Below are 12,796 nucleotides of genomic sequence, written 5' to 3' on the forward strand. Positions count from 1 at the left end.
GCAGCCGCGCGACCGCCGGCCGGCGTCCTCGACGGGTCGGCCGACGAGCGCGGTCGCGGCCGACGCCGCGTCCACCTGCCCCAGCAGGTCCAGGAGGACCGGCAGCTCCAGTCCTCCCAGGTCGAGCGACGTCAGCACTCCGCGCTCGACCTCGACGGTGAGGTCCAGGCACTCGTGGTCGGAGATCGAGGCGGGGTCCCGCTCCTCCGGGAAGGTCGGGTACGCCGCGAGGAAGGCTCGGTAGTCCATGCACCAGGTGACCGAGCCGCTCTGCTCCGAGAGCGGTCGCGTCGTCGCCAGCTCGTCGGGGTGGACACCGCCCTGGCCCTCGGCGTCCATCACGGTCCCCCGCAGGACCGGGTCGACCAGGCTGCTCAGGTACGTGGTGACGTGCACCAGGACAGCATGTCAGCCACCCGAGGCCTCGTCGGAGGACTCGAGCTCGATCTCGCCGCAGACCTCGCGGCTGTCCATCCAGCCGTCCGGCACGACCACCTTGCGCGGGGAGCCCTGACGGCCGCGCGGCGTGCCCAGCACCTCGACCGGGAACGGCTCGCTCGGGTCGAGCTCGGCCAGCAGCGCGTCGAGCGCGGCGTACGACGAGACCGTGCCCAGGCGCGTGCGCACGTCCGAGCCGGCCCGGAAGCCCTTGAGGTACCAGGCGACGTGCTTGCGGAACTCGATGCAGCCGCGCTCCTCGCCCATCACCTCGCCGAGCAGCTGGGCGTGCCGGCGCATGACGGTGGTGACCTCGCCCAGCGTGGGCAGCGCCTGGCCGTCCTCGCCGCGGAAGGCGGCGGCCAGGTCGCGGAACAGCCACGGACGCCCGAGGCAGCCGCGGCCCACCACGACGCCGTCGCAGCCGGTCTCCTCGACCATGCGGATCGCGTCGGACGCCTCCCAGACGTCGCCGTTTCCCAGCACCGGGATGTCGACCGCGGCCTTGAGCTCGGCGATGGCGCTCCAGTCGGCGTGACCGGAGTAGTGCTGCACCGCGGTGCGTCCGTGCAGGGCGATGGCGGCGGTGCCGGTGTCCTGGGCGATGCGGCCGGCGTCCAGGAACGTCAGGTGGTCGTCGTCCAGGCCCTTGCGCGTCTTCATCGTCACCGGGACGCCGTACGGCTCGGCGGCCGACACGGCGGCGGTGAGGATCTGCCCGAGCAGCTTGTCCTTCCAGGGCAGCGCCGCTCCCCCGCCCTTGCGGGTGATCTTGGGGACGGGGCAGCCGAAGTTGAGGTCGACGTGGTCGACGCCGTGCTCGGCGCACAGCAGCTCGACGGCCTTGCCGATGTAGACCGGGTCGGTGCCGTACAGCTGCACCGAGCGCACGGTCTCGTTCGGGGCGAAGGTCAGCATGGCCCGGCTCGTGCGGTCGCCCTCGACCAGGCCGCGGGACGTGATCATCTCGCACACGTACAGGCCGGCGCCCTGCTCGGCGCAGAGCTGGCGGAAGGCCACGTTCGTCACGCCGGCCATGGGCGCGAGGACGACGGGCACCTCGACCTCGAGGTCGCCGAGGCGCAGCGGACCGGGCAGCGTGGACGGGACGGACATGGCGTCCATCATCCCAGGTCGGCCCAGCGGGCCGTCAGCCGTGTCAGGCGGCCGGGCGCCAGCGGACGGCGTCGGCCTGCTGGCCGGTGACCAGGTCGATCGACTGCAGCTGCGCGCCGCGGGGCACGAGGAAGACCAGGCACGCCCTGGCCGACTGCCCCACCGCGAGCGAGACCGGCAGCGCGTTGGCGCGGCACGGCTTGATCTGGCCCACGATGCGGCTGGGCTGGGTCAGCACGTTGCCCGAGTCGCGGGCCAGGAGCGGCACCTGGACGTTCAGCAGCGCGGCCGGCCGCGGTTCGCCGCGACGACGTCGACGTAGTACGGCGTCGCGGTGCGGGTCTGCGCGTCCAGGGAGAAGAACCGCAGGTCCTTGACCGAGCCCTTGCGCACCGCCCCCACGCTGACCCCGAGCACGGTCGGCTCGGCGTCCGGACGCTCCCAGACCACGTTGACCGACGTGCCCGGCGCCACCGTCGAGCCGGGGTCGGTGAGCTCGACGCCGTCCGGCACGTCGAAGCCCTGCGGCACGCCCGCCGAGGTGGCGGACGCGGACGGCTCGGGCTCGTCGTCGCCACCGCCCGTGCAGGCGCCCAGCGCGAGGACGCCGGCGAGCACGAGCGCGGCCGGGCGCAGCAGCTTCGAGGTCACGGCGTCAGTATGCAAGAGAGCCGCTCAGCAGCCGACGAGGCGCGCGCCCAGCCACTGGCTGACCTGCGACAGGGCGACGCGCTCCTGCTGCATCGTGTCGCGCTCGCGGATCGTGACCGCCTGGTCGTCCAGCGTGTCGAAGTCGACGGTGATGCAGAACGGCGTGCCGACCTCGTCCTGACGGCGGTAGCGACGTCCGATCGCACCGGCGTCGTCGAAGTCGACGCTCCACAGGCCGCGCAGCTCGGCGGCGAGGTCCTTGGCGGCCGGCGTCAGCTTCTCGTTGCGCGACAGCGGCAGCACGGCCGCCTTGTACGGCGCCAGGCGCGGGTCGAGCTTGAGCACGGTGCGCTTGTCGACGCCGCCCTTGGCGTTGGGCGCCTCGTCCTCGGCGTACGCGTCGACCAGGAAGGCCATCATCGACCGGTTCACGCCGGCCGCGGGCTCGATGACGTATGGCGTCCAGCGCTCGTTCTTCTCCTGGTCGAAGTACGACAGGTCCGAGCCGGAGTGCTTGCTGTGCGTGCTCAGGTCGAAGTCGGTGCGGTTGGCGATGCCCTCGAGCTCGCCCCACTCCGAGCCGGCGAACTGGAAGCGGTACTCGATGTCGACCGTGCGCTTGGAGTAGTGCGACAGCTTCTCGGCCGGGTGCTCGTAGAAGCGCAGGTTGTCGGCCTGGATGCCCAGGTTGGTGTACCAGTCCATCCGGGCCTTCATCCAGTACTCCTGCCACTCTTCGTCGGTGCCCGGCTCGACGAAGAACTCCATCTCCATCTGCTCGAACTCGCGGGTGCGGAAGATGAAGTTGCCCGGCGTGATCTCGTTGCGGAAGCTTTTGCCGATCTGGCCGATGCCGAACGGCGGCTTCTTGCGCGAGGACGTCATGACCTGGGCGAAGTTCACGAAGATGCCCTGCGCGGTCTCGGGACGCAGGAAGTGCAGCCCCTCCTCGCTCTCGACCGGGCCGAGGTAGGTCTTGAGCAGGCCGTTGAACATGCGCGGCTCGGTCCAGGCGCCCTTGGTGCCGCACGCGGTGCAGACGAGGTCGGCCATCTGGACGGTGTCGGGGTCGTCGATGCCCTTCTTCTCCGCGTACGCCTCCTGCAGGTGGTCCTGGCGGTAGCGCTTGTGGCAGTTGAGGCACTCGACGAGCGGGTCGACGAACGCGGCGAGGTGGCCCGAGGCCTCCCACACGGCGGTCGGCAGGATGACGGAGGAGTCCAGGCCCACGACGTCCTCGCGGCTCTGGACCATCGTGCGCCACCACTGGCGCTTGATGTTGTCCTTGAGCTCGACGCCGAGCGGCCCGTAGTCCCAGGCGCTCTTGGTGCCGCCGTAGATCTCGCCGCACTGGTAGACGAACCCGCGTCGCTTCGCGAGGGAGATGACGGTGTCGATGGTCGAGGCCATGGGTGGTGCTCCGTTCCGGCTGGGTGTCGGCGGGTGGGCGGCTGCCCGGCGGGACGTCGTGACGTCCCGCGCCCGAGGAAGCCTCACGATACTCGGGCGCACCACGAGGGCCTCGGCCGGGCGCGGGCGGCTCACGGCCGCGTGACGCGGGTCATGCCGGACGTTTTTGACAACGGTTCTCAACTCCGGTGAGAATGATTCCCATGAGACGCACCCCCCTGCTCGCCGTCCCCGCCCTCGCCCTCGTGCTGACCGCCTGCGGCGGGTCCGGGTCCGGGTCCGACGACGGCGGCAAGCCCGAGGTCGTGGCGGCGTTCTACCCGTACGCCTGGGCCGCGGAGCAGGTCGGCGGCGACCTCGTGGACGTCACCAGCCTCACCTCCCCCGGCGTCGACGCGCACGACCTCGAGCTCACCGCCAAGCAGGTCGCCTCGGTGCAGGACGCGGACCTGGTGATCTACCAGCACCAGTTCCAGGCGGCCGTCGACGACGCGGTCGAGCGCGCCGGTCGCGACGAGGGCACGACGCTCGACGTCGCCGAGGAGGTGGAGCTGCTCGACGCCGCCGAGAGCGAGCACGGCCACGACCACGGCGAGGACGAGCACGCGCACGAGGAGGAGGGCCACGAGGGTCACGACCACGCGCACGACCACGGCGACACCGACCCGCACGTCTGGCTCGACCCGACCAACATGGAGAAGGTCGTCGCCGCGGTCGCCGACCACCTGTCCGAGGTCGACCCCGACCACGCCGACGCGTACGCGGCCAACGCCGAGACCGTGACGTCCGAGCTGACCACCCTCGACGAGGCGTTCACGACCACCCTCGCCAAGTGCCAGAGCCGCACCATCGTCACCAGCCACGCGGCGTTCGCCTACCTCGCCCACCAGTACGACCTGGAGCAGATCTCGATCGCGGGCATCGACCCCAGCAACGAGCCCAGCGCCGCCCGGCTCGCCGCCATCTCCGACGAGGTGAAGGAGGAGGGCGTCACGACCATCTTCACCGAGCGACTCGTGAGCCCTGCGGTGGCCGAGACGGTGGCACGGCAGACTGGTGCCAGGACCGCCGTCCTCGACCCGCTCGAGGGACTGTCCGACGAGACCTCCCAGGAGACGTACCTGACCATCATGGAAGCCAACCTCCAGGCCATCGCCACCGCCAACGGGTGCGCATGACGATCGCTCCACCCCTGCGCGTCCGCGGGCTCGACGTCCGCCGCGACGGACGTCCGGTGCTCACCGGGGTCGACCTCACGGTCGGCCCCGGTGAGCTCGTCGCGCTGCTCGGCGCCAACGGCTCGGGCAAGTCCACGCTCGTGAAGACCGCCGTGGGCCTGCTGCCCCCCGCCGCCGGGACGATCGAGCTGTTCGGCACCCCGCTGTCGCGCTTCCGCGACCACGCGCGGCTCGGCTACGTGCCGCAGCGCTCCGACGCCGTCCCCGGCGTCCCGGCCACCGTCGCCGGAGGTCGTGCTGAGCGGGCGCCTCGCCCGTCGCCGCCTCGCCGCCCGTCCGTCGCGCGAGGACCGCGACGCCGTCCTGGACGCGCTGGAGCTCGTGGGGATGGACCAGCTGCGCCGGCGCCCCGTGACCGACCTGTCCGGCGGCCAGCACCAGCGCGTGCTCATCGCCCGTGCCCTGGCCGCGCGCCCGGACCTGCTGGTCATGGACGAGCCGACCGCCGGCGTCGACCGTCACCACACCGCCGCCATCGCCGACCTCGTCGGCGAGCTGACCGACGACGGCGTCGCGGTGCTGCTCGTGGCTCACGACCTCGGTCCCGTGGAGCCGCACGTCGACCAGGCGGTCGTCCTGCGCGACGGCGAGGTCGTCTACACCGGCGCGTGCGGCGGCGTCCGCGAGGACATGCACCACGACCACGCCCACCACGACCACCACCGTCCGGTCGACCCGGCCGACGTCGTGCCCACGAAGGGGGTGTGGTGATGCTCGAGCTGCTGGACTACCCGTTCATGCGCATGGCGCTCGTCGCGGCGCTGTTCACCGGCCTGACCGCGCCGGCCATCGGCACCTACCTCGTCCAGCGCCGCCTGTCGCTGCTCGGCGACGGCCTGGGGCACGTCGCCCTCACCGGCGTCGCGCTCGGCCTGCTGACCGGCGTCGCGCCGCTCGTCACGGCGGTCGTCGTGGCGGTGCTCGGGGCGATCCTCGTCGAGGCGCTGCGCGCCTGGAGCAAGACACCCGGCGACGTCGTGCTGGCGCTGCTGTTCTACGGCGGCATCGCCGGCGGCGTGCTGCTGGCCGGCCTCGCCGGCGAGAGCGGCGCCGCCCTGAACTCCTACCTGTTCGGCTCCATCGTCACGATCTCGGAGTCGGACCTGTGGCTCGTCGCCGCGCTCGGCGTGGTCGTGCTCGCCGTGGCGATCGGGCTGCGCCCGCAGCTGTTCGCCGTGTGCCAGGACGAGGCCCACGCCCGGGTCAGCGGCCTGCCCGTGCGGTTCTACAGCATCCTCATCGCGGTCATGGCCGCCGTGACCATCACGGTGGCGATGCGCACCGTCGGGCTCCTGCTGGTCTCGGCCCTCATGGTCGTGCCGGTCGCGGCGGCGCAGCAGCTGACCCGCAGCTTCCGCTCCACGCACCTGGCGGCGATGGTCCTGGGCCTGGTGGCCGCCGTCGCGGGCGTCGCGGTCAGCTACGAGGCCGACACGCAGCCCGGGCCCACGATCGTCCTGCTGGCCCTGGCGAGCTTCGTCGTGGCCGCTCTCGTCCGCACCCTCGTCCTGCTCGCCCGCGGACGCCGCACCCCGGAGGTGGTCGATGCCTGAGGCACCCCGCAACACCCGTCAGCGTCGCGCCGTCACCACGGTGCTGGACGACCTCGACGGCTTCGCCAGCGCCCGCGAGATCCACGACGTCCTCACCGGACGCGGCGAGAAGGTCGGCCTGTCGACGGTCTACCGGACGCTGCAGGCGCTCGTGGACGCCGAGGAGCTCGACGCGCTGCGCTCCGACGACGGCGAGACGCGCTTCCGCCGCTGCAGCACGCACCACCACCACCACCTGGTGTGCCGCCAGTGCGGGCGCACCGTCGAGGTCGCCGGCCCGACGGTCGAGCGCTGGGCCGACGCGGTGGCGGCCGAGCACGGGTACGCCGACGTCTCCCACACGCTGGAGATCTTCGGCACCTGCGCCACCTGCCGCGCCTGACCGGCACTCCCCTCCTCGCTGAGCGTGACGTTGTGCACGCCCGACGCGGCGTGTCGCGTACAGAACGTCACGCTCAGCGGGTGGGTGAGGGGCTCGCCGGGCGTGGGACCATGGAGCACGTGCCCGAGACGCTGACCGTGCTGCCGCAGGACGTGTGGCTGCCGCGCGCGCAGGCGCACCGCGAGCGGGCCGAGCGGTGGACGCTCCCCCACCTCGAGCGGCGCGACCGGGGCGAGAAGCACCCGGTCGAGGACTTCCTGTTCGACTACTACGACCTCGCGCCGTCCAAGCTCGCGCGCTGGCACCCCGGTCTCGACGTCGTCCTGGAGGGCCCCGCCACCGCCGAGTACGCCGCGCTGGGCGCCTACCTGGACCTCGGCGACGGACGCGTGACCGCCGACCCCGCCCGGCTGGCCAAGCGCGTCCGCGGACTCACCTGGACGCGTGAGCTGCTGTCGCGGACGTCCGCCCGGCCGGCCCGGTTCGGCTGCTTCGGGATGCACGAGTGGGCGATGGTCTACCGCACCGACGCCCCGCGTCACCCGCACCCGCTGCGCCTGGGCGCCGACGGGACGGCGGACGTCGTGGAGTCCCACCAGCTGGCGTGCACGCACACCGACGCGTTCCGCTTCTTCACGCCGGCCGCGGCGCCGCGCAACCCGGTGCAGCTCACCCGCGAGAACCAGCTCGAGCACGAGCAGCCGGGCTGCCTGCACGCCAACATGGACCTGTACAAGGTCGCCCACCGCCTGCTGCCGTTCGTCGAGGCGACGGTCGTGCTCGACTGCTTCGAGCTGGCCCGCGAGATCCGCACGACCGACATGGAGGCCTCCCCCTACGACCTCACCGCGTTCGGGTACGAGCCGCTGCCGGTCGAGACGCCCGAGGGCAAGGCCGAGTACGTCCGCCGCCAGCGCGGCTTCAGCGAGCGGGCGAACGTCCTGCGCGAGCGTCTGCTCGCCGAGGTGGACGTCCTGCTCGCCCGCGCCTGACTCCACGCCCGCGCCTGGCCCCACGACGCACGAGGGCCGCGACCGATCGGTCGCGGGGCCCTCGTGACGAGGATCAGAAGTTGATCATGTGTCCCGCGAGGCCGTGGAAGCCCTCCTGCAGGGCCTCGCTCAGCGTCGGGTGCGTGTGGACGTTGCGGGCCAGCTCGAGCGCGCCGAGGTCCCACTTCTGGGCCAGCGTCATCTCGGGCAGCAGCTCGGAGACGTCCGGGCCGATCATGTGGGCGCCGAGCAGCTCCAGGTGCTTGGCGTCGGCGACGATCTTGACGAACCCGACCGCGTCGCCCAGGCCGTGGGCCTTGCCGTTGGCCGTGAACGGGAACTTCGTGACCTTGACGTCGTAGCCCTCGTCCTTGGCCTGCTGCTCGGTGAGGCCGAACGAGGCGACCTGCGGCGAGCAGAACGTGGCGCGCGGCATCATGCGGTAGTCGCCCAGCGTCATCGTCTCGGCGCCGGCCAGCGTCTCGGCCGCGACGACGCCCTGCGCCTCGGCGACGTGGGCCAGCTGCAGCTTGGACGTGACGTCGCCGATGGCGTAGACGTGCTCGACGTTCGTGCGCATGTGGTCGTCGATCGCGATGGCGCCGCGGTCGGTGAGCTGGACGCCGGTCTTCTCCAGGCCGAAGCCCTCGACGTTCGGCGCGAAGCCGACCGAGACCATGACGCGGTCGACCGTCAGCGACTGCTCCTCGCCGCCGTTGTTGGCCGCGTAGGTGACCGTGACGTCCGAGCCGTTGTCGGTGACCGTCTTGACGCCGGTGCCGGTGAGCAGCTTGATGCCGAGCTTCTTGTACGCCTTGGCGATCTCCTTGGAGACCTCGGCGTCCTCGTTGGGCAGCGCGCGGTCGAGGAACTCGATGATCGTCACGTCGACGCCGTAGGCGTTGAGGACGTAGCCGAACTCCATGCCGATCGCGCCCGCGCCGACGATGACCATCGAGCCGGGCAGGTTCGCGTCGAGGATCTGCTCCTCGTACGTGACGACGTTCTGGCTCTTCTCGACGCCGGGCAGCATGCGCACGCGCGAGCCGGTCGCGATGATGACGTTCTCGAACTCGATCGTCTCGGTGCCGCCCTTGGTCAGGGCCACCTCGAGCGCGTTCGGGCCGGTGAACGTGCCGCGGCCCTCGAGCTCGGTGATCTTGTTCTTCTTGGTCAGGTAGTGGATGCCCTGGACGCGGCCGTTGGCGACGTCGCGCGAGCGGCTGTGGGCGGCGCCGAAGTCGAAGCTGACCTCGCCGGACATGCCGAACTTCTTCGCGTCGTGGTGGAAGATGTTGGCCAGCTCGGCGTTGCGCAGCAGCGCCTTGGAGGGGATGCAGCCCACGTTGAGGCACACGCCGCCCCAGTACTTCTCCTCGACGATCGCGACGCTCTTGCCCAGCTGCGCGGCGCGGATGGCGGCGACGTAACCACCGGGTCCGGCGCCCAGCACGACGACGTCAAAGCGGTTGGACATCAAGCACTCCTCCTCTGCGCGCCGGTCGCGCGCGGCTGCCGTGTGCGCACTCGTGGCGCGCGCCCCCACGCTACCCGGGCGGCCACGCCGGCTCATCACGGCGTCCGCCCGATAGCGTCTGCCCATGGCCATCGAGATCGTCCGCGGCGAGCGGCTGACCGCGGCGCAGGTGTACGAGGTGTGGCGCCTCCGCGACGCGGTGTTCGCCTTCGAGCAGCACGTGGACGACGTGGACGTCGACGGGCTCGACCTGCTGAGCACCACGACCCACCTGTGGCTGGCCGACGACGCCGGGCTGACCAGCTACCTGCGCGTCCTGGAGCACGTCGACCCGGTCGCGGTCGGCCGCGTGTGCACGCGCAAGGACGTCCGCGGGCAGGGCCTGTCCGGGTCGCTGCTGGGCGCGGTGCTCGAGCGCTGGGGCGACCGTCCGCTGCACCTGGGCGCGCAGAAGTACCTCGAGCGCTGGTACGCCGGCTTCGGGTTCGCGGTCAGCGGCGACGAGTACGACGACGGCGGCATCCCGCACGTCCCGATGGACCGCCCGGCCGGCTAGCGCCGGGCGGCCCGGTCAGGCGACGTGCTGGCGCAGGCCGTACGTCACGGCGTCCACGAGCGCCTGCCAGGACGCCTCGACCATGTTCGCGCCGACGCCCACGGTGACCCAGGCGTCCTGCCCGTCGGTCGTCTCGATGAGCACGCGGGTGATGGCGTCGGTGCCGTGGCCCGAGTCCAGGATGCGCACGCGGTAGTCGATGAGGTGGAAGCGCGCGACCTGCGGGTAGACCTGCTCGATCGCCTGGCGCAGCGCGTGGTCGAGGGCGTTGACCGGGCCGTTGCCCTCCCCCACGACGACGACGCGCGTGCCGCCGGCCACGAGCTTGACCGTGGCCTCGGCGCCGCCGTGGTCGGTCAGCACGCGCCAGGACTCGACGTCGAAGTAGGACGGCCGCGCACCCTCCAGCTCCTCGGCCAGCAGCAGCTCGAACGACGCGTCGGCGGCCTCGAACGTGTAGCCGGCCTGCTCGAGCGTCTTGACCCGCTCGGTGACGCGCGTCAGGCGCTCGGTGTCGCCGGCCAGGTCGTAGCCCAGCTCCTTGCCCTTGAGCTCGATGGTGGCGCGGCCGGCCATCTCCGAGACCAGCAGGCGCATGTCGTTGCCCACGAGCGCGGGGTCGATGTGCTGGTACAGGTCGGGGTCGACGCGGATGGCGCTGGCGTGCAGGCCGGCCTTGTGCGCGAACGCCGAGACGCCGGTGTAGGGCTGGCGCGCGGCGGGCGGGTAGTTGGTGACCTCGCTGATCGCGTGGGCGATGCGGGTCGACTCGGCGAGCGAGCCGTCCGGCACGACGTCCATGCCGAGCTTGAGCTCGAGGTTGGCCACGCAGGCGACGAGGTCGGCGTTGCCGGTGCGCTCGCCGTAGCCGTTCACGCAGCCCTGCAGGTGCGTGGCGCCGGCCTGGACGGCGGCGACGCTGTTGGCCACGGCGCAGCCGGTGTCGTTGTGGGCGTGGATGCCCAGGCGCACGCCGGTGGCCTCCAGGACGTCGGTCACGACCTCGCCGACCCAGTGCGGCAGCATGCCGCCGTTGGTGTCGCACAGGACGGCCACGTCGGCACCGGACCCGCCGATCGTGCGGACGACCTCGAGCGCGTAGTCGCGGTTCGCCCGGTAGCCGTCGAAGAAGTGCTCGCAGTCGACGAACACCCGCTGGCCCTCGGCCCGCAGGTGGCCGACGGTGTCGCGGATCATCGCCAGGTTCTCGTCCAGCGTCGTGCGCAGCGCCTCGGTGACGTGGCGGTCGTGGCTCTTGGCCACGAGCGTCACGACCGGCGCGCCCGAGTCGCGCAGGGCGGCGACGAGCGGGTCGTCCGCTGCCCGCGCGCCGGCCCGGCGCGTGGCGCCGAACGCGGCGAGCGTCGCGTGCCGCAGGTCCAGCTCCTTGGCCGCCAGGGCGAAGAACTCGGTGTCCTTGGGGTTGGACCCCGGCCAGCCGCCCTCGATGAAGCCCACGCCGAGCTCGTCGAGGTGGCGCGCGATGTGCAGCTTGTCCTGCACCGAGAGGTTGAGCCCCTCCTGCTGCGCGCCGTCGCGCATCGTCGTGTCGTAGACGTGGAAGTCGTCGGTGGTCACTGCGGGTCCTCGTTCGTGGTCTGCCCGCGTCCGTACGCGGGTCGGTGCAACAAAAAAGCCCCCCGGAGGTGCGGGAGGCTGCGCGCGGGAGTCGAGGTCAGACTCCGGCGCGCCCGTCGATAATGAGCGTGATCTGCTGCATGGGCCCAAGTCTAGACTCGGCCGCACCATGGATGCCACCACCCTGCCCCCGACCTTCGACCGCGTCGTGCTGGCCCGTCGGCCGCACGGCGAGCCGGTCGCCGACGACTTCGAGACCCAGACCCAGCCGCTGCCCGAGCCGGCCGAGGGCGAGGTGCTGCTCCGGACGATCTACCTCTCGCTCGACCCCTACGTGCGCGGACGCATGAGCGACGCCAAGTCCTACGCCACTCCGATGGAGGTCGGCGACGTCGTCGTCGGCGGCACGGTGTGCGAGGTCGTCGCCTCGCGCGACGACGCGCGCCAGGTGGGCGACGTCGTCCTGGCCTACACCGGCTGGAGCGAGTACGCGGCCGTGCCCGCCCGGCACACGCGCCGGCTCGACCCGTCCGCGGCGCCGGTCTCCACCGCGCTCGGGGTACTGGGCATGCCCGGCTTCACCGCCTACGCCGGCCTGCTCGAGATCGGACGTCCGCAGCCCGGCGAGACCGTCGTCGTCGCCGCGCCGCCGGTCCGGTCGGCTCGGCCGTCGGCCAGATCGCCAAGGTCAAGGGCGCCCGGGCCGTCGGCATCGCCGGTGGGAGGACCAAGGTCGAGCACCTGCTCGAGCTCGGCTTCGACGCGGCCGTCGACCACCGCGCCGACGACTTCCGCGACCAGCTCGCCGCGGCCACGCCGGACGGCATCGACGTCTACTTCGAGAACGTCGGCGGGGCCGTGTGGGACGCGGTGCTGCGCCGGCTCAACACCTACGCGCGCGTGCCGGTGTGCGGCCTGGTGTCGCAGTACAACCTGACCGAGCGCCCCGAGGGCCCCGACCGCGCGCCCGGCCTCATGAACGCGATCCTGACCCGCAGCCTCACCCTGCGCGGCTTCATCCAGGACGAGTTCGTCAAGACCCACACGGACGCCTTCCGCCGCGACATGACGCAGTGGGTGGCCGACGGCAGCGTCCGCTACGGCGAGGACGTCGCCGAGGGCCTGGCCAGCGCCCCCGAGGCGTTCGTCGGCATGCTGCGCGGACGGAACCTGGGCAAGCAGCTCGTCCGCGTCGGCCAGGACCCGACCGCGTGACGGTCCCCGTCCCCGACCGGGTGCGGGCGGCGTACGTCGTCCTCACCGCCGCGCCGCTCGACCGCGTCGACGACCTGCCGCTGCCCGACGAGGGCCTGCTGCGTCTGCGCGGGACGTCCGAGGCCGTGCTCGAGCAGGTGCGGGCCGGCCGGCGCGGATGCTGGTGAGCGGCACCTACGCGCCCGCCGAC

Annotated in this window: 15 protein-coding genes and 2 pseudogenes; 10 read left to right on the forward strand and 7 right to left on the reverse strand. The window is 72.2% G+C overall.

The genetic code is table 11. From position 1 onward, the window contains the following. The 5 genes from AC2W7G_RS03005 to AC2W7G_RS03025 form a co-directional block, all read right to left on the reverse strand. The coding region (locus tag AC2W7G_RS03005) for a hypothetical protein (RefSeq protein ID WP_485867134.1) at nt 1-396 on the reverse strand (396 nt) is incomplete at its 3' end. Between the two features lie 12 nt (nt 397-408). Then, nucleotides 409-1,554 carry a tRNA dihydrouridine synthase DusB gene (gene dusB, locus AC2W7G_RS03010; protein ID WP_485867135.1) on the reverse strand — a complete coding sequence of 382 codons (1,146 nt, stop codon included), beginning with the start codon at nt 1,552-1,554 and terminating at the stop codon, nt 409-411. A 43-nt stretch (nt 1,555-1,597) separates the two neighbouring features. Continuing rightward, nucleotides 1,598-1,822 (reverse strand): hypothetical protein, encoded by a 225-nt coding sequence (locus AC2W7G_RS03015; protein ID WP_485867136.1) that lies wholly within the window; start codon nt 1,820-1,822, stop codon nt 1,598-1,600. Between the two features lie 8 nt (nt 1,823-1,830). Then, nucleotides 1,831-2,205: a hypothetical protein gene (locus AC2W7G_RS03020; protein ID WP_485867137.1), complete on the reverse strand. Its 375-nt coding sequence runs from the start codon at nt 2,203-2,205 to the stop codon at nt 1,831-1,833. A gap of 24 nt (nt 2,206-2,229) precedes the next feature. Next, nucleotides 2,230-3,615: a glycine--tRNA ligase gene (locus AC2W7G_RS03025; protein ID WP_485867138.1), complete on the reverse strand. Its 1,386-nt coding sequence runs from the start codon at nt 3,613-3,615 to the stop codon at nt 2,230-2,232. Nucleotides 3,616-3,818: 203 nt separating this feature from the next. Between AC2W7G_RS03025 and AC2W7G_RS03030 the strand changes: the two genes are divergently transcribed. The 6 genes and pseudogenes from AC2W7G_RS03030 to AC2W7G_RS03055 all read left to right on the forward strand — a co-directional run bounded on the left by AC2W7G_RS03030 (nt 3,819) and on the right by AC2W7G_RS03055 (nt 7,780). Beyond that, the gene (locus AC2W7G_RS03030) at nt 3,819-4,793 is read left to right on the forward strand and encodes a metal ABC transporter substrate-binding protein (RefSeq protein WP_485867139.1); all 975 of its coding nucleotides are present in this window, start codon (nt 3,819-3,821) and stop codon (nt 4,791-4,793) included. Then, nucleotides 4,790-4,999: pseudogene (locus AC2W7G_RS03035) on the forward strand (ATP-binding cassette domain-containing protein); the annotation flags it as partial. The gene AC2W7G_RS03030 and the pseudogene AC2W7G_RS03035, both read left to right, overlap by 4 nt. Before the next feature lie 88 nt (nt 5,000-5,087). Then, complete coding sequence (locus AC2W7G_RS03040; protein ID WP_485867146.1) at nt 5,088-5,564, forward strand: ATP-binding cassette domain-containing protein; 477 nt, start codon at nt 5,088-5,090, stop codon at nt 5,562-5,564. Continuing rightward, a complete protein-coding gene (locus AC2W7G_RS03045; protein ID WP_485867147.1) occupies nt 5,564-6,406 on the forward strand; it encodes a metal ABC transporter permease in 843 nt (280 codons plus the stop codon). The genes AC2W7G_RS03040 and AC2W7G_RS03045 overlap by 1 nt, the downstream gene beginning before the upstream one ends. Next, nucleotides 6,399-6,788 (forward strand): Fur family transcriptional regulator, encoded by a 390-nt coding sequence (locus AC2W7G_RS03050; RefSeq protein ID WP_485867140.1) that lies wholly within the window; start codon nt 6,399-6,401, stop codon nt 6,786-6,788. The genes AC2W7G_RS03045 and AC2W7G_RS03050 overlap by 8 nt, the downstream gene beginning before the upstream one ends. 110 nt (nt 6,789-6,898) lie before the next feature. Next, a complete protein-coding gene (locus AC2W7G_RS03055; RefSeq protein ID WP_485867148.1) occupies nt 6,899-7,780 on the forward strand; it encodes a 3-methyladenine DNA glycosylase in 882 nt (293 codons plus the stop codon). A 73-nt stretch (nt 7,781-7,853) separates the two neighbouring features. Here the strand turns inward: AC2W7G_RS03055 and lpdA are convergent, their stop codons facing one another. Next, nucleotides 7,854-9,257: a dihydrolipoyl dehydrogenase gene (gene lpdA / locus AC2W7G_RS03060; RefSeq protein ID WP_485867141.1), complete on the reverse strand. Its 1,404-nt coding sequence runs from the start codon at nt 9,255-9,257 to the stop codon at nt 7,854-7,856. Nucleotides 9,258-9,381: 124 nt separating this feature from the next. Between lpdA and AC2W7G_RS03065 the strand changes: the two genes are divergently transcribed. Beyond that, a complete protein-coding gene (locus AC2W7G_RS03065) occupies nt 9,382-9,813 on the forward strand; it encodes a GNAT family N-acetyltransferase (protein ID WP_485867142.1) in 432 nt (143 codons plus the stop codon). A gap of 15 nt (nt 9,814-9,828) precedes the next feature. Here AC2W7G_RS03065 and cimA read toward each other — a convergent pair whose 3' ends face one another. Then, entirely contained in the window at nt 9,829-11,391 is a 1,563-nt protein-coding gene (cimA, locus tag AC2W7G_RS03070; protein ID WP_485867143.1) for a citramalate synthase, read from the reverse strand. A 169-nt stretch (nt 11,392-11,560) separates the two neighbouring features. Between cimA and AC2W7G_RS03075 the strand changes: the two are divergent. From AC2W7G_RS03075 to AC2W7G_RS03085, 3 genes and pseudogenes are all read left to right on the forward strand, one after another. Further along, nucleotides 11,561-11,845: pseudogene (locus AC2W7G_RS03075) on the forward strand (NADP-dependent oxidoreductase); the annotation flags it as partial. Beyond that, nucleotides 11,803-12,606, forward strand: a complete 804-nt coding sequence (locus AC2W7G_RS03080; RefSeq protein ID WP_485867144.1) for a zinc-binding dehydrogenase — start codon at nt 11,803-11,805, stop codon at nt 12,604-12,606. The pseudogene AC2W7G_RS03075 and the gene AC2W7G_RS03080, both read left to right, overlap by 43 nt. After that, complete coding sequence (locus AC2W7G_RS03085) at nt 12,603-12,773, forward strand: hypothetical protein (RefSeq protein ID WP_485867145.1); 171 nt, start codon at nt 12,603-12,605, stop codon at nt 12,771-12,773. The genes AC2W7G_RS03080 and AC2W7G_RS03085 overlap by 4 nt, the downstream gene beginning before the upstream one ends. Nucleotides 12,774-12,796: the final 23 nt, after the last annotated feature.

It is taken from the genome of Aeromicrobium sp. PFPM2_SD2, assembly GCF_057364525.1.

Excerpts from the sequence above, each read along its gene's own strand:
- dusB (WP_485867135.1), bottom strand. The coding sequence starts at position 1,554 with ATGTCCGTCCCGTCCACGCTGCCCGGTCCGCTGCGCCTCGGCGACCTC.
- AC2W7G_RS03025 (WP_485867138.1), bottom strand. The coding sequence starts at position 3,615 with ATGGCCTCGACCATCGACACCGTCATCTCCCTCGCGAAGCGACGCGGG.
- AC2W7G_RS03030 (WP_485867139.1), top strand. The coding sequence starts at position 3,819 with ATGAGACGCACCCCCCTGCTCGCCGTCCCCGCCCTCGCCCTCGTGCTG.
- AC2W7G_RS03045 (WP_485867147.1), top strand. The coding sequence starts at position 5,564 with ATGCTCGAGCTGCTGGACTACCCGTTCATGCGCATGGCGCTCGTCGCG.
- AC2W7G_RS03050 (WP_485867140.1), top strand. The coding sequence starts at position 6,399 with ATGCCTGAGGCACCCCGCAACACCCGTCAGCGTCGCGCCGTCACCACG.
- AC2W7G_RS03055 (WP_485867148.1), top strand. The coding sequence starts at position 6,899 with ATGGAGCACGTGCCCGAGACGCTGACCGTGCTGCCGCAGGACGTGTGG.
- lpdA (WP_485867141.1), bottom strand. The coding sequence starts at position 9,257 with ATGTCCAACCGCTTTGACGTCGTCGTGCTGGGCGCCGGACCCGGTGGT.
- AC2W7G_RS03065 (WP_485867142.1), top strand. The coding sequence starts at position 9,382 with ATGGCCATCGAGATCGTCCGCGGCGAGCGGCTGACCGCGGCGCAGGTG.